Below are 15,746 nucleotides of genomic sequence, written 5' to 3' on the forward strand. Positions count from 1 at the left end.
AAATCGATACAGAGGCGCGTTCTTTCTTGCCGCGCCCGACAAACTCGTCCGCGCTCAAAGCGGCATCCAGGAGACAACACCATGCATTCCATTTCCCGGCGACGGTTCCTTCAGACGGCCTCGGCAGCTTCACTTGCAGCCGCGGGCGCGGGGTTTCCCGCGATCGTGCGTGCGCAGCCCGCCGCTACGTTGCGGCTGTCGTCGTCCATGCCTCCCAACGAAAACGCCGCGCATTACGTGTGGTACCGAAACCTTGCTGCGAACCTGAAAGCGAGCGTCGGCGATCAGATCCGGATCGACTACTTCCCGAACAACCAGCTCGGCAAGGAAAGCGACGTGGTGCAGCAGGTGAAGGTCGGCGCCGTCGACATGATGGTCACCGGCTCGTCGATCTGGGCGACCGTGTTGCCGGAATTGGGCATGCTCGATCTGGGCTATGTGTTCGACAGCTTCGACCATGTCGGGCGCGCGATGGACGGCACCGTCGGCAAAACGTTCGACACGATGCTGCAACAGCGTGCGGGCTGCTCGGTCGTCACATGGGGCTATTCGTTCGGCGCGCGCAACGTGTTCACGAAGAAGCCCACGCAATCGCTTGCCGACATCAAGGGCGTGAAGCTGCGCGTGCTGCCCACGCCCGCCTTCATGGAAACCTTCAAGCTGATGGGCGCAGTACCGACGCCCATTCCGATCGGCGAGTTGTACATGGCCGCGCAAACAGGCGTCGTCGATGGCTTCGAGCACGACTGCGCGACCGTGCTTGCCAGCAAGTACGACGAAGTCGTGAAGTCGTGCTGGCAGACGCAGCATGTGTTCAGCCCGCTCGTCGTCGCGATGGGCCGCCGTGCGCTGGCGAAGATTCCGGAGAATTTGCGTCCCGCGTTTCAGAAAGCGGCGCAAGACGCGACGGTGAAGCAACGCACCGTAGCCATCGAAACGGCTGCCCGCGCCGAGCAGGAGTTGAAAAAGCGCGGCATGACGTTCTATCCGATGTCGAAGGCCGACCGCGATACCGCGCGCGGCGAAATGCAGTCGCAGTTGTACGCGAGCTTCTCGAAGCAGTATCCCTCGACCGCGCCGCTCTTCAGCGCAATCGCCGCAGCGCGCGGCTAACGAGGCAGGCACACCATGACCACATTCTCCGCGACGCCCGGACCGGAAACGCAACTCGCCGCACCGGGCTTCGGCCATGAGACCATGCTCGCGCGCGGCCTCGCCCGTCTCATGCGCTGGATCGAATACCTGTGCGCGGCGGTGCTCGCGGCCGATGTGCTCGTGGTGTTCCTCTCCGTGATCTACCGCTATTTCCTGCACGATCCTTTCGACTGGGCCGAGGAAGTCGCCGGCGCGCTGATGATCGTGCTGGTGTTCTTCGGCGCCGCCACGGTGCTTGCGCGCAGCCAGCACGTCGGCGTCGACCTGTTCCGCGGCATGCTGCCAATGCGCTGGCAGCCCGCGCTCGTTCATGTAGGGCACTGGGTGATCGTGGGCGTCGCGGGCAATCTTTGCGTGTCGTCGTGCCTGCTGCTGGTCGATTCGTACGGTCAGATGACGCCGAGCGGCCTCCCCGCATGGATCAACGTGTATCCACTCGTCATTGGCAGCGTATTCATGACGATCTTCGCGCTCGCCAACGCGGTAAACGGCGCGCGCAAGACCGTGCTGGGCACATTGATCGGCTGCCTGTTGCTCGCGGCGGCGGTGTTCGCGTGGAACGCCTCGGTGCCCGCTCATGCGATCAAGCCCGGCTCGCTGCTGATAGCCGGTTTCGTCGGCGCACTGGTGCTCGGCGTGCCGATCGGCTTCGTGCTCGCGTTCTCGGCGCTGCTGTATTTCCTCGCGGACCCGTCGCTGCCGATGCTCGTCTACTCGCAACAAGTAATGGCCGGCACCGATCATTTCGTGCTGCTCGCCATTCCGTTTTTCGTATTAGCCGGCCTGCTGATGGAAACCAATGGCATGTCGTCGCGACTGATCGAACTGCTGCTGCGAATATTCGGGCGCGTGCGCGGCGGCCTCGGGCTCATCACGATCATGGCGACGGCCTTCTTCTCCGGTGTATCCGGTTCAAAGCTCGCGGATATCGCGGCCGTCGGCGGTGTCGTGATGCCGGCTGTGCGCCAGAGCAAGGAAGATCCGAACGAAGCCGCAGCGTTGCTCGCCTGCAGCGCCGTGATGGCCGAAACCATTCCGCCGTGCGTCAACATGATCATCATGGGCTTCGTCGCGAACATATCGATCGCGGGGCTGTTCCTGGCGGGCGTGGTGCCGGCAGCCGTCCTTGCCGTGGCGTTGGCGATCGTCGCGGTGATTTTCGGGCGCCGCATCAATCTCGCCGATGCGCTCACCAATCCTCGCGCGTGGATGCCGCTGCTCGGCGGCGCGTTGGTCGCACTCGTCATGATCACCATGATCGGCAAGGGCGTGACGTCGGGTATCGCGACGTCGACCGAAGTGTCCGCATTCGCCGTGGTCTATGCGCTTATCGTCGGCTGGCTGGCCTTTCGCGAACTCACGCCGAAATCGGTGGCACGGGTATTCGTTCGCTCGGCATCGATGGCGAGCAGCATTCTGTTCATCGTCGCGGCGGCCTCCAGCGTGTCGTTCGCGTTGACCATCGAGCAGATTCCCGCGCTCGTCTCCGACTCGATGATCGCCTTCGCACATCAATACGGTCCCACGATGTTCCTGCTGCTTTCCGTGCTGATCATGATCGTATTCGGCGCGGTGCTGGAAGGCGCACCCGCGCTCATCATCTTCGGGCCGTTGCTTACTCCGATCGCCACGCAGCTCGGCATCAACCCGCTGCATTTCGGCACGGTGATCGTCGTCGCAATGGGCCTGGGTTTGTTCGCGCCGCCGGTCGGCCTGGGCCTCTTTGCAACATGCGCCATCACCGGCACGGAAATGAAGGCTGTAGCGCGTCCTATGCTCAAATATCTGTTGGTGCTGTGCATTGCACTGGTGGTCCTGGTGCTGGTGCCATCCTTTTCGTTGTGGTTGCCGACCCGGCTCGGCCTGTAGCCGGCAGATGCAAAACCTTATGAGCACCATTCAGGATGTCGCCCGCGAAGCCGGTGTATCCGTGAGCACGGTATCCAACGTACTCAACGGCCGCACCGATCAGATGCGTCAGGAAACGCTCGCGCGCGTGCGGGCCGCGATGAGTTCGCTGCAATATCGGCCGAGCACGCTCGCCCGTCAGCTCAAGACGGGACAGACGCCGCTCATTGGACTGCTGGTGCCGTCCATCGCCAATCCGATGTACGGCTACATCGCCCGCGAGGTCGAAACCTACGCGCAGGAGCGCTACGGCTACCGTGTGATGATCGGCAACACGTATCGCGATCCGGCGAAGGAAGCGTCGTTCTTCGAAGACCTGCTGTCGCAAGGCGTGCGGCGCGTAATCGTCATCTCGTCGCTTGCGAACGAGCGCCATCTGGAAACCGCCGTCGAACGCGGCATGGTCGTCGTCAGTTACGACCGCCGCGCGACCGAAGGTGAGACCACGCGCGTCGAACACGTCACGCCGGACAACTTCGAAGCAGCGCGCATCGCGACGCGCCATCTGATCGCGCACGGCCACGCGCGGCTCGCCTTTGCAACGTTGACCGGCGTGACGATGAGCCGCCGCGACAAGATCAACGGGTTCCTCTCGGCAGCACAGGAGGCGGGGCTATCAGAGGAGGCGCGCGTGCTCGACAGCGGCCCGGTGAACGAATACGGCGACTCCATGATCGCTGAGAACGGTCGCGCGCTCGCGCGCCTGCTCTCGCAAGACGACGCGCGCCCGACCGGCATTGTCGCGGTCAACGACCTGATGGCGCTTGGCCTCATGGCAGGCCTGCGCGAGTGCGGACTACGTGTGCCGGAAGACGTGTCGATCGTCGGCATGGACGGGCATTTCCTCGCGGCGATTTCAAACCCCGCGCTCACGACCGTGCAACTTCCGGTGCCGGCGATGGCCGCCGCGATGGTGGAGCGCGCGATGCGTCCGCACGACGAACCCATGCCTGCATCGGAGCAGGCGCTGTTCACGGATATCACGCTCGTGGAGCGCGAGTCGGTCGCGCGCCCGGGCAAAACCGCGGCGAAAGCGAAGCAAGCCAGAAAGACAGGATAAGGACATGAACAAGGTATTCGTGAGTCATCCCCGGCACATGCTGGATCATTACTTCGGCACGCGCGCCGCGGCGGCGCTGGCGAAGTTCGCCGACGTCACGTACAACTCCGAAGATCGCGAGCTGACGCTCACTGAACTCGCCGACGCCGCGCGCGAGGCCGATGTCATCATCGCGTACCGCCAGACACCGGCGCCGCGCGCGCTGTTCGAAGCGCTGCCGAAGCTGGCCGCCTTCGTGCGCTGCGCCGTGGATATCCGTACAGTCGATGTAGATGCCGCGAGCGAACTCGGCGTGCTCGTCACGCAGGCGAGCGCAGGCTTCATACCGGCCGTGTCCGAGTGGGTGATCGGCGCAATGCTTGATCTCGCGCGAGGAACCACCGCGTATGCAGAGGCGTATCACCGGCATGAAGCGCCTGCCCCAAAGATGGGCCGCGAGTTGCGCGGCAGCACGTTCGGCGTGATCGGGTATGGACAGATATCGCGCTACCTGTGTCCTCTCGCGTCGGCCTTTGGCATGCGCGTGATCGTGTCCGATCCGTATGCGACGATCGACGACACGCATGTGCAGCAAGTCGGCCTGGACGATCTGCTCGCCGAGTCGGACTTCGTCGTCTGCCTTGCGCCCGCTACGCCGCAGACTGCGAATCTGATGAACGCGCAGACCTTCGCGTCGATGAAAGCTGGCGCGTACTTCATCAACGCGGCCCGCGGCGAACTGGTCGACGACGCCGCTCTGCTCGCCGCGCTGGAGCGTGGTCATCTGGCAGGATGCGCGCTCGACGTAGGCCGCGCGGCGGATCAGATGCCATCACCTGAGTTGGCAGCCCATCCACGCGTGATCGCGACGCCGCACATTGGCGGACTGACGCCGGGCGCCATCGAGCATCAATCGATGGAAACCGTCGCGCAAACCCAAGCACTGTTTCAGGGCCGCATGCCTGCGGGCGCCGTGAATGCGGCGCACGCGTATCGCCTCTCGGGCTTTGCCATGCCGACGGACGCCCGATGACACCTCCAATCGACTTCGAAGGCGCGTGCGATTGCCATATCCACGTGTACGAGGAAGGCTATCCGCTCGCGGCGAGCGCCACCTTCACGCCGCCGCCGGCACCTGCTTCGGCATATCGCGAAGTGCAACGCGGGCTCGGTTTGTCGCGCGCGATCGTCGTGCAGCCGACGGGGTACGGCTTCGACAACCGTTGCACGCTCGCGGCCATCGCTCAATTGGGCGACGGTGCGCGCGGCGTCGCGGTCGTGCCGCCCGACGTCAGCGATGACGAATTGCAGCGCCTGCACGTTGCCGGCATACGTGGCGTGCGTTTCATGATGCTGTCGGGCGGCGTACTGCCGTGGAGCGTGATCGAGGACATGTCGGCGCGCATCGCACCGATGGGTTGGAATATCAATCTGCAGCTCGATGGGCACACGTTGCCTGCCTATGAAGCGATGCTGGCGAGCTTACCGTCGAATCTGGTCATCGATCATCTCGGCAAATTTCTCGCGCCCGTCACACCGGAAAGCGAAGGGTTCACGTCGTTGTGCCGCCTGCTCGACGGTCCGCGTTGCTGGATCAAGCTGTCCGCGCCCTATGAAAGCTCGCGCAACGGCTCGCCTGATTTCGACGACGTGTCGTGGCTCGTGCGCACGCTTTCAAGCCGATTTCCGGAGCGCGGCGTGTGGGCGTCGAATTGGCCGCATCCCAACGTAAAGCCCGTGCCCGACAACGCACGCATGCTCGACTGGACGATGCGGCTAACGGAAAGCGACGAAGTTCGCCGCAAGATGCTTGTAGACAATCCGGCTGAGTTGTACGGGTTTTAGGCGAATTCCAGACGCGCCGGGCCCATACATTTCGATCTGCAGTTCAAGTTCCGATGAAACGAATATGCGAAAATACAGCACACCGTTTCCGGAGCAAGCATGGCAGAACTGCCCTATTCCGCTTCATCGGCAGCTGAGGTCGACTGCGCGCGAGAACCCATTCATATCCCAGGCGGCATTCAGCCGCACGGCTTTCTGTTCAGCATTGCCGCAGACGGAACGTTGTTGCAGGTCAGCGCCAATATCGCGAGCCTGACAGGCTCGCCGGCGGAGAACACACTGGGCGGCTCGATCGCGAGCATTCTCGGCGAAGAATGGGCGGCCCGCATCGTCAACGGGCTTGCCTCGCAGGTCGATGACGGCATCCCGCTTTACATCGGTTCGATGAGCGACCCGCGCGGTGAAGAGGCATCCGGGCGGCCATCACCCTTCGCCGTTATCGTGCATCGCTACCAGGGTGTCGCGATCGTCGAACTCGAGCCGGCGCTGGGAACCGGCGACGTGTTTTCGTCGATGTATCCGCTCGTGCGCACATTCATCAACCGCCTTGAAGAGGCGAACAGTATCGAGTGTCTCGCGCAGCTCGCCGCCGACGAAGTGCATCGCATCACCGGTTACGGCCGCACTCTGGTCTACAACTTCGACGAAGCCGGTATCGGTCACGTGATCGCAGAACACGTCGAACCGGGGTACGCGTCTTACATCGACCAGCACTTTCCTGGCTCGGACATTCCAGCACAGGCGCGTGCGCTATATATACGCAACCGCATCCGTTTGATTGCGGACGCCGGATATCAGCCCGCGCCGCTCGTGCCGTCCTTGCACCCGTCGACAGGCAAGCCCACCGATCTGACCTACGCTTCGCTGCGAAGCGTATCGCCCGTGCACGTGCAGTACATGAAGAACATGGACACGATGTCGTCCATGTCCATGTCTATCGTAGTTCGCGGAAAGCTGTGGGGCTTGATTTCCTGTCATCACGATAGCGGGCGCGTTCCGCCTTTCGAAGTACGCACCGCGTGTGAACACATTGCACAAGTGCTGTCGCTGCAGATCGAAGCGAAAGACGAACATGCCGAAGCCGCATACCGACTCGAATTGCGCCGCACCCTCACGCGGCTTCTCGGTGCAATGGCAGACGCAGACAGTTTTACCGACGCGCTCGTCAACGATCCTGGCGATTTCCTCGGACTGACCGCATCAGACGGCGCAGCCATCGTCGTTGACGGTCGAGTGCTGCTCATTGGCAGCACGCCATCCGAGGCGGACGTCGGGAAACTCGTCGAATGGCTGGATACCAAGTCTCAGGAGACGTTCGAAACCGACGCCCTCGCGTTCACCTGTCCGGTCGTGCCAGCCAATCCAGGTTATGCCGGCCTGCTGTCCGTATCGATTTCGACGTTGTTCCGGAATTACGTGCTGTGGTTCCGCAAGGAAGCCATTCAGACAATCAAATGGGCGGGCGATCCGCGAGAAAAGCTCGCAAGTCTTTCGCCTTCGCTGTCTCCGCGCAAGAGCTTCGACGTCTGGACGGACACGGTACGCGACCGCTCGCTCGCATGGCGCCCTGCCGAACTGGAAATTGCTTCGGAATTCCGCACTGCCTTGCTCGGCATCGTGCTGCGCCGGGCCGAGGAACTCGGGCAACTCGCGCACGAACTCGGACGTGCGAACGAGGAATTGCAAGGTTTCTCCTATACGGTATCGCACGATTTGCGGGCGCCTCTTCGGCACATCGCCAGCTTCGCGGATCTGCTGCGTCAGATGGAAAGCGGCGCGCTGTCCGAGCGCGGCCAACACTTTCTCGAGCGGATCATTTCATCGGCAAAATTTGGCGGCGAGCTGGTAGACGACCTGCTCGCGTTCTCGCAGATGAGCCGCACGGCGCTGCGTCCGCAACCGATCGACGTGCAGGAACTGGTCGACTCCCTGATCGCCGACGAACTCAAGCACGCGTCCGAGCGCAACATCACGTGGCACGTGGGCGACCTCGGCCAGATTACAGCCGACCCTGTGCTGATTCATGTCGTGCTGCGCAATCTGATCGAGAACGCCGTCAAGTTCACCGCGACGCGCGATGCCGCTGTAATCGAAATCGGCCGTTACGCAGGGGAAGATGCACTAGCCGGCCACGACGTGTTCTTCGTGAAAGACAACGGTGTAGGTTTCGACATGCTCTACGTCGGCAAACTTTTCGAAGTCTTCCAGCGCCTGCATCGCATGGAAGAATTTAGCGGAACCGGTATCGGCCTCGCGACCGTGAAGCGGATCGTCGAACGTCATGGCGGTGAGGCGTGGGCGGTCGGCGAAGTGGACAAAGGGGCAACCGTGACATTCTCACTGCCCCGTTCGCTTGCGGCTGTTGCAACCGGGAACGAAGAATCGCCGGCAGTCTCCGCGGCACGCCCAGACAACTTGCTGGCGCAAAACCGGACGCGGTCTGATCGGAGAGCTGAAACGAAGATGAAAGGAGAATGAACGCGTGCTAAAACCAATTTTGCTGGTTGAAGACAATCCCAACGACATCGAACTGACGCTGATCGCGCTGGAGAAAACGCGGCTTGCGAATCCGGTCGTGTCGTTGCGCGACGGAGAAGAGGCGTTGCAATACCTTCGCCGTGAGGGACAGTGGGCGGACCGAGGTGCGGAGATTCCGGCGGTCATTCTGCTGGACAAGAAGTTGCCGAAGGTGGACGGTCACGAGGTGCTAAAAACCGTACGCGCCGACGAAGATCTCAGGCGCATTCCGGTGGTGATGCTTACCTCATCGCGCGAAGAAAGCGATCTGCTGCGCAGCTACGATCTCGGCGTGAACGCCTACGTGGTGAAGCCCGTTCAGTTCGAGGACTTCATGGACGCGATCAAAGACCTTGGTGTGTTCTGGGCCGTACTCAACGAACCGCCGCCTCTGCCGCGCTGACGCATACCTCGCCAGCATGCGTGTCAATCACGCTCAATGCGTGGCTGACAGTGCGGTTCACGCACGCTGCCCGTGGTGAGCCGAAGAGGCGCTGCACGGCTTAGCGATACACAGGCAGGCGAACCCGGAAAGTGGCGCCATGCCCGAGGCCGGCGCTTTCGGCGAAGATCGTGCCGTTATGCAGGTCGACCAGGTTATTCACCAGCCACAAGCCTAAGCCAAGCCCGGCAACGCGTCCGGAACCATTGCCGGCGAACTGCTGGAAGCGTTCGAAAATCTGCTTGAGCGAATTTTCATCCAGGCCCACGCCGGTATCGCGCACCGCGAGTTCGACATGTTCTGCACCGGTTGTGACGGATAACTGGATGAATCCGGTCGGACAAAACTTCAGCGCGTTCGACAACAGGTTCCACACAACCTGCTTCATGCGGCTTTCATCGGCGAGCACGGTGACAGATGCGAGATCGTCGGCGACGAGACGCAAGCCTTTTGCCTCGACGTCCATCCGCATGTCTTCTGCGACGTTGCCCGCGAGCGCACCCAGATCGACCGGGCTCAGATTGACCGACAGCTTGCCCGTAACAATGGCGCCGCTATCGAGCAGATCGTCGACCATATGTGCGAGTTGCCGCGCATTGCGGCTAATAACGCCAGCGGCGCGCGGCGCTACCTGCGAAGCGTCTTTCGTGCGCTCGAGCAAATGAGTCCAGGATACGATCGCGGCGAGCGGCGAGCGCAATTCATGACTGACTGTCGTGACGAAATGGTCCATCGCCGTGGCGAGGCGTTCGCTCTCCTCACGCGCCCGCTTCTCAGACAACGCGATTTGCTGCTGCTCCAGCTCGGCTTCTTTTCGAGTCGTGATGTCGAGGGTAAATCCAATGACTGAATTGAGCGCGCCATCGGGCAGGAATCGTCCCACGCCGCGCACCAGAATCCAGCGGATCGAACCAGTCGCCCAGCCGACTCGGAAATCCACTTCGAAATGCTCACGGCTGGCGAAGGCGCGATTCATTTCATCGCGCAAACGGACACTGTCTTCCGGATGCGCGATCTCGCCGAAGAGTCGCTGCTCAGTCAGCACCGAACTGTGCGACAGACCCAGGTTCGCCTTGCACTGATCCGTGCAGTCGATGCGCATTGTGCGCGGATCCAATTCCCATGCACCGAGTTGCGAAAACGCAAGCGCGAGTTGAAAGCGTTCTTCGTTCTCGCGCAACTGCTCTTTTGCTTCCTTCGCCAACAGCAGCCGCAACTGCGCCTGCGAACGGAGCTTCGCGCGCTCGCGCTGATTTCGCTCGTATTCGTCGACACGGTCGGTGACTTCGCTCACGCGCAAAGCGATATCGCCGCCTCTTTGCGTCGAGTCCAGCAAGGACGCCTTGATCTTCCAGTAACGTGGCGCAAGCTGCGCGGAAGAGCCATCCGGATCTGAAGCAGCGGCGCGCGCCGCATCCTGAGCGCGCCGTGGACTTTCGTAGCGGAACAACGCCGACCATTTTGGCTCGCCAGGCGCGAGGTCGAGCAGCACGCTATCCAGCCATGAGCGCCGGGCCTCGCGCTGCTCCTCGGGACCGAACTGGTTGACCTCGTAAATCGATTTGCCCAACAGGTCACTTGACGATTGGCTCACCAGTTCGCAGTAGCGTGCATTGGCAAGCTGTATTTCGTAGTGCCGGTTGAGAATCAGATAAGCCTCGGGTAGCAGGTCGAAAACCGACGCCGCGTCGAGCGGGTGAGACGGCGTTGGACCGTCCTCTTGGAAGCGATTCATTACTGTGTCGCCCGCGGTTATTCGCCGCCCGCGAAGGTGGCCATGGCGGGACGCGGCACGAGTTCGATGAGGTGGTCAAACGCGTCGCAGGCGCCGCGGCACGCTTCGTCGATACTGGCTTGGGTTTGCATATCGACGTCGGCGCACATTGCGCGAACGAACGCCGGCCAACGCACACCGAGTGCCTCGCGGCCGGCCTTGAGGTATCCGAGAGGATGAGGCGCGAGCCGTTCCTTCAGGCGTTCGTATAAAACCGCGCCGCCCAACTGCGAACCTTCGATCACATAGCACACGCCCCAACGATAAGCGGCGCTCTCGCTGCCAACCCAGTGACATGTACTACTTACTTCCTGCGTACCAATGCGATCTTCCAGTTTTACCGATGCGTGGACCAGATCCATATCGATCAACGCTATCCGATTACGGGTTGGGAGCAGCGCCGGTGCCTGAGGTCCATCGCTGAAATGCGCTAACCAGGCTTCGAGTTGTACGAGCCATTCGCGAAGAATGACCAGATGCGCGACGTAATCGCCGAGCGCGACACTGTCGACCGACAGCGGCATCAGGAGGTGAGTCGACTCGTGGCGTTGCGAGGTTGCTGCACGCAATGCGGTGAGCACCTTGTGCGGGCCACTAGCTGTACCTGTGGGCTGGCGGGCGATGTCGGATTTTTGGGTCAACGTGCTGGCGAAAACTGGAAATGGCTGAAGCGAATGACGGGAGGAGGCTTGAGGAGACGCTGCGTGCGATGGGCGCCGCGCAGGAACGCGTGCCATTAGAACTGGGCGTACTGCATCAAATGATCAGTTGGAAGAGGGGCTAATGTCAAGCACGCAAAGCGCGCATCGGAGCCAAACGCTCGAATGAAACGCGTGATCGAAACCGAACCGCATGCTGCGCATCTTGAGACGATTGCGCGATTTGTTGAGCGCGCCCAGCGTTCTGCGTTTGCGGGCGCGGTTCTACAGTACGTCATCGATCGCGCGAAGCCGGGACTGTGTAGCGCGACGCAACTCCTGGAGGATCGGTGATGGACACCAATCGTGGCTCAGTACCCGTTGCATTCTTCGGTATCGCGGTGGGCGCCCTCGCGCTCGCCAATCTGTGGCGCGTGGCGATCAGGCTCTGGCACTTGCCCGCCGCCATTGGAACCTTGACGACGGTAGCCGCGTTAGTCGTGTGGCTCGCCATTCTCGTCGCCTACGGGCTGAAGTGGCTGACACGCACTGCCGAGGCTCGTGAGGAAATGCAGCATCCGGTGCAGTCGTCGTTCGCGGCGCTTGCGCCCGTATCGAGCATGCTGGCCGCGCAGCTTCTGCAGCCGCACGCATATCGCCTCGCACTCGCGCTGTTCGGTGTGGCCGTGGTCGCGCAACTGGCACTCGGCGTGTATCTGCATGGACGACTCTGGCAAGGCGGACGCAAGCCGGAACTCGTCACGCCGGCCATTTACCTGCCGACCGTGGCGCCGAGTTTCGTTGCGGGCACGGCGGCGGCGGCCTTCGGTTTTCATCAGTTGGGCGGGTTGTTCTTCGGTGCGGGCTTGCTGTCCTGGCTTGCCATCGAATCGCTGATTCTGCATCGTGCAGCCGTGCATGAACCGCTGCCTGAAGCACTGCGTCCCACGCTCGGCATTCAGCTCGCGCCGCCGGTGGTGGGTGGCGTGACTTACCTCGGCGTGACGAGCGGCACGCCTGATCTGTTCGCGCTGATCCTGCTCGGATATGGGGTTTATCAAGGACTGTTGCTGTTGCGGTTGCTGCCGTGGATTCGTCAACAGGCTTTCGTGCCTGGTTACTGGGCCTTCAGCTTCGGTGTGGCCGCTTTACCGACGATGGCGCTGCGTATGGTCGAACGAGGCACGGCAGGAGCCGTTGAATGGGCTGCACCGGCTCTGTTCATCCTGGCCAACGTGATCATCGCGATTCTGGCCTTCAAGACGCTTGCGTTGCTGGTGCGGGGCAAGCTGATTCCGCCGGCCGCGGCGCCAGCTGCAGGCGCTCAATCGGCACTGCAAACACCGGCGGATTTGCGAGTGACGCGGGCGAGCTAGCCCGCGGCGACGCCCCGCTGCCGACGTGCCGGCGCCCCACACCGTTGCAATCGGACGACATGACTGCAAAAAGTCAGCGTCCGTTTAATTTGGTCGAAATATGATTGCGCCCGCGCCCACGAACGCGCTATGCCCGCGGGCCACCGACCATACACGGGGGCTCGCTCGATAAACAAGCACACGGAGATTCCGGTGAATAAAAGTATTACGAGCGCCATCGGCGGCGCTTTTCTGGCCATCGCTGCGCAGTCCGCTTTCGCGCAAAGCTCGGTCACGCTGTACGGCATCGTCGATACCAGCATCCGCTATCTGACCAATGCGAATGCAAAGAACGACAGCGAAGTCGCAATGGGCGTCGGCCCGATCACCGGCAGCCGCTGGGGCCTGAAAGGTAACGAGGATCTGGGCGGCGGTCTATCCGCGGTCTTCCGGCTCGAGAACGGCTTCAATCTCTGGAACGGTCAGCTCGCGAGCTCCGGCACGCTCTTCAACCGGATGGCCTATGTAGGCTTGTCCAGCAACAAGTACGGCACGGTCACGTTCGGCCGCCAGAACACGCCGCTGTTCGATCAGCTCGGCAACGTGTACGACCCGCTGACGGTTGGCAACTACGATCAGGATGGATGGCTGCCGGGCGCCCTCGGTTATGGTCTGCGTCAGAACAACTCGGTTAAGTACAGCGGCCAGTTCGGCGGTTTGAATGTCGAAGCCATGTACGGCTTCGGCGGCGTGGCAGGCAGCACCGGTGCGAACAACATGTATGGCCTGACGGCGTCGTACACGTACGGCGGCCTTTCGCTCGACGCGGGCTACCAGCAGAACAGCGACGCGAACAACCGCAAGTTCAACGTAGTCAACGTGAGCGCGGTCTACGCATTCAGCACGGTCAAGGCATACGCCGGCTGGCTGCACGCGCAGGACAACACCGGCATGGTCGACCTCTTCATGGCGGCGGCGAACTCGCCGGCAGCAGGCTGGACGACGCCGGTGACCAACACCAATCGCATCGACGACGGCTTCTATCTCGGCACCACGTGGCAGGTCACGCCCCCGCTGCTGCTGACCGCCGCGGCCTATTACGACCACTCGCGCAACGCGCTGAACGCGGATCAAACCACGCTGAGCCGCGGCACCCGCTACTCGGGCGTGCTGCTCGCCGAGTACTCGCTGTCCAAGCGCACTGAAGTGTATGGAACGGTCGACTTCATTCGCGGCACCGGTGCGGCCACCGCCGACTTCCCGGGCCGTAATAACCAGACCGGCGTTGCCGTGGGCCTGCGCAACATCTTCTGACGCCCCGGTTCGCTTCCGGCGGACCAGTGAAGCCCGGCACGGCTGCTCATGTACCGGGTTTCACTGCCTGCATGATGGCGGCGACGCGAACACTCAACCCTTCGCCAGAAACTGCAAAAGCTCCTCGATGGCTACGGGCTTCGAGAAAAAACGGCTGAACCCGGCCTCGGCTGCTTCGGTTCGAAAAGGCGCGGTCGAATAGCCGCTCAAAGCGATTAGCTTCAGCGATCCCAACGCGGGCCTGGCGAGCAATGCCTTCGCCACGTCGAATCCCGACATATCGGGCAGGCCGAGGTCCACCAGGCCCACCGTCGCCGGGAAGGTCTCAGCGAGTTGCAGCGCCGACGCACCGTCGTATGCGACTTTGCACTGGTGCCCATGCATGTCGAGCAGCGCAGCGAGGGCGTCGGCCGAATCGCGGTTGTCGTCTACCACCAGCACGTTGTGCTCGACGCTCGCCCACGGCGTTTCGGCGTGAGTTGCAGGAGCGTCGCTGGTCAACTCTTCGCGGACGATCGGCAGCGACACGACAACGCGCGTTCCCTTGCCGGGACCGTCGCTGTACGCCTTCACCGATCCACCGTGATCGTTCACGAGCCGCTCCACGACCGTCAGCCCGATGCCGAGTCCGGCATCCTGCCTGCCGATACCAATCGTCGCCTGCGCGAAGAGATCGAACACGTGCGGCAGCATGTCGGGATCGATACCGATGCCGCGATCCGTAATCGCAATCGTCACCTCGCTGTCCGTGTTCGTGACCGTAATCGCGATGGTGTCCGGCTGTGGCGTGTATCGCGCCGCGTTGTGGATGATGTTGTTGAACACCTGCTTGAGCCGCGCGATATCGACGCGAACCGAAGCAAGCTCCGCCGGATAGTCGATCCTTACTGTGTGGCCGCGCCGTTTGATTTCGGCCTGAGCCATCTCGATCCCGCCTTCGATAAGCGAATCGACACGTACCACCTCGGTCTGCAGTTCGACCTTACCGCGCGTAAGCCGTGACACGTCGAGCAGATCTTCGACCATCCGCGACAGTTGCGCAGTTTGCCGTGCAATCACAGCGAACGTGTGGCCGGACTCGCCCGTGCCAGCACGCGCCTCCAGTTCGAGCGACAACGATATGGCTGCCAACGGATTTCGCAGTTCGTGCGCCAGCATGGCGAGAAACTCGTTCTTGCGGAGGTCGGCATCCTCGAGTTCAGCGCGCTTGCGACGAAGCTCTTCAAGCGCGAGAAGCATTTCACGATTTTGCTGCTCGAGTTCTTCAACCGGCGTCTGAGGTTTGCGCTGAGTAAGTTGGCCGACGAGCGTGCCGAGCGCGCGCATGGAAAGACGTGCGGTGCCCCGAGGCAGGAACATCTCGAGCGTTACGGTCGTGCCTTTGCCCGCCTGCGACTGCACAAAGAAGCCATCCGCCATGCGTTGACTGCCCGGAATACCCACTCCGGTAGCGCCGGGCCGACCGCTGGGATCGACCAGCAACGCATCGAGATTGGGAATGCCCGGCCCGTTGTCGCTGATTTGCGCGACCACGCACTGGGTCTCCGCTGCGTCGGTGGCGTCGCCGACAAAAAAGGTCAGCATGCCGCCGCCGGCAAACTGCACCGCGTTGCGCGCAATTTCGGAGACGGCGGTGATAAAGCGCGTGCGCTGCAAATTGTCGAGGCCGAACAGTTCGCCGATCTGACGCGAACGGTCGCGCACCGTGACGAGGCTCAGATTGGAGCTGACGGGCGTCGCGAGGATTCTGTGTCGCATG

The 15,746-nt window shown here is 62.2% G+C and carries 12 protein-coding genes; 9 read left to right on the top strand and 3 right to left on the bottom strand.

Annotated elements, in window-relative coordinates; all coding sequences use genetic code 11:
* The first annotated feature begins 81 nt into the window (after positions 1–81).
* From H281_RS0109025 to H281_RS0109055, 7 genes are all read left to right on the top strand, one after another.
* Complete coding sequence (locus H281_RS0109025; RefSeq protein ID WP_020066776.1) at positions 82–1,113, top strand: TRAP transporter substrate-binding protein; 1,032 nt, start codon at positions 82–84, stop codon at positions 1,111–1,113.
* Positions 1,114–1,128: 15 nt separating this feature from the next.
* Positions 1,129–3,024 carry a TRAP transporter large permease gene (locus H281_RS0109030; protein ID WP_020066777.1) on the top strand — a complete coding sequence of 632 codons (1,896 nt, stop codon included), beginning with the start codon at positions 1,129–1,131 and terminating at the stop codon, positions 3,022–3,024.
* 19 nt (positions 3,025–3,043) lie between these two features.
* Positions 3,044–4,123: a LacI family DNA-binding transcriptional regulator gene (locus tag H281_RS0109035; RefSeq protein WP_020066778.1), complete on the top strand. Its 1,080-nt coding sequence runs from the start codon at positions 3,044–3,046 to the stop codon at positions 4,121–4,123.
* A 4-nt stretch (positions 4,124–4,127) separates the two neighbouring features.
* Positions 4,128–5,135, top strand: coding sequence for a hydroxyacid dehydrogenase (locus tag H281_RS0109040; protein ID WP_020066779.1), 1,008 nt, complete (start codon positions 4,128–4,130; stop codon positions 5,133–5,135).
* Positions 5,132–5,947 carry an amidohydrolase family protein gene (locus H281_RS0109045; protein WP_020066780.1) on the top strand — a complete coding sequence of 272 codons (816 nt, stop codon included), beginning with the start codon at positions 5,132–5,134 and terminating at the stop codon, positions 5,945–5,947. Before H281_RS0109040 ends, H281_RS0109045 begins: the two co-directional genes overlap by 4 nt.
* A gap of 99 nt (positions 5,948–6,046) precedes the next feature.
* Positions 6,047–8,425 (top strand): ATP-binding protein, encoded by a 2,379-nt coding sequence (locus H281_RS34465; protein WP_020066781.1) that lies wholly within the window; start codon positions 6,047–6,049, stop codon positions 8,423–8,425.
* Positions 8,426–8,429: 4 nt separating this feature from the next.
* Positions 8,430–8,867 (top strand): response regulator, encoded by a 438-nt coding sequence (locus H281_RS0109055; RefSeq protein WP_027804429.1) that lies wholly within the window; start codon positions 8,430–8,432, stop codon positions 8,865–8,867.
* Between the two features lie 100 nt (positions 8,868–8,967).
* Here H281_RS0109055 and H281_RS0109060 read toward each other — a convergent pair whose 3' ends face one another.
* Together H281_RS0109060 and H281_RS0109065 are read right to left on the bottom strand one after the other, a co-directional pair.
* The gene (locus tag H281_RS0109060) at positions 8,968–10,641 is read right to left on the bottom strand and encodes a sensor histidine kinase (protein ID WP_020066783.1); all 1,674 of its coding nucleotides are present in this window, start codon (positions 10,639–10,641) and stop codon (positions 8,968–8,970) included.
* Positions 10,642–10,658: 17 nt separating this feature from the next.
* Positions 10,659–11,321, bottom strand: coding sequence for a biliverdin-producing heme oxygenase (locus H281_RS0109065; RefSeq protein ID WP_241077848.1), 663 nt, complete (start codon positions 11,319–11,321; stop codon positions 10,659–10,661).
* Positions 11,322–11,671: 350 nt separating this feature from the next.
* Here H281_RS0109065 and tehA point away from each other — a divergent pair, with 350 nt between their 5' ends.
* A complete protein-coding gene (gene tehA, locus H281_RS0109080) occupies positions 11,672–12,694 on the top strand; it encodes a dicarboxylate transporter/tellurite-resistance protein TehA (protein WP_020066787.1) in 1,023 nt (340 codons plus the stop codon).
* A 192-nt stretch (positions 12,695–12,886) separates the two neighbouring features.
* Positions 12,887–13,987, top strand: a complete 1,101-nt coding sequence (locus H281_RS0109085; RefSeq protein ID WP_020066788.1) for a porin — start codon at positions 12,887–12,889, stop codon at positions 13,985–13,987.
* Positions 13,988–14,080: 93 nt separating this feature from the next.
* Here H281_RS0109085 and H281_RS0109090 read toward each other — a convergent pair whose 3' ends face one another.
* Positions 14,081–15,745, bottom strand: a complete 1,665-nt coding sequence (locus H281_RS0109090; RefSeq protein ID WP_020066789.1) for an ATP-binding response regulator — start codon at positions 15,743–15,745, stop codon at positions 14,081–14,083.
* Position 15,746: the final 1 nt, after the last annotated feature.

The organism is Paraburkholderia caledonica (assembly GCF_000383275.1).
In the GTDB taxonomy this organism is placed as follows: domain Bacteria; phylum Pseudomonadota; class Gammaproteobacteria; order Burkholderiales; family Burkholderiaceae; genus Paraburkholderia; species Paraburkholderia caledonica.

Coding starts and splice junctions, on each gene's coding strand:
- H281_RS0109060 (WP_020066783.1), bottom strand. CDS start 10,641: ATGAATCGCTTCCAAGAGGACGGTCCAACGCCGTCTCACCCGCTCGAC.
- H281_RS0109025 (WP_020066776.1), top strand. CDS start 82: ATGCATTCCATTTCCCGGCGACGGTTCCTTCAGACGGCCTCGGCAGCT.
- H281_RS0109030 (WP_020066777.1), top strand. CDS start 1,129: ATGACCACATTCTCCGCGACGCCCGGACCGGAAACGCAACTCGCCGCA.
- tehA (WP_020066787.1), top strand. CDS start 11,672: ATGGACACCAATCGTGGCTCAGTACCCGTTGCATTCTTCGGTATCGCG.
- H281_RS0109090 (WP_020066789.1), bottom strand. CDS start 15,745: ATGCGACACAGAATCCTCGCGACGCCCGTCAGCTCCAATCTGAGCCTC.
- H281_RS34465 (WP_020066781.1), top strand. CDS start 6,047: ATGGCAGAACTGCCCTATTCCGCTTCATCGGCAGCTGAGGTCGACTGC.
- H281_RS0109040 (WP_020066779.1), top strand. CDS start 4,128: ATGAACAAGGTATTCGTGAGTCATCCCCGGCACATGCTGGATCATTAC.
- H281_RS0109035 (WP_020066778.1), top strand. CDS start 3,044: ATGAGCACCATTCAGGATGTCGCCCGCGAAGCCGGTGTATCCGTGAGC.
- H281_RS0109045 (WP_020066780.1), top strand. CDS start 5,132: ATGACACCTCCAATCGACTTCGAAGGCGCGTGCGATTGCCATATCCAC.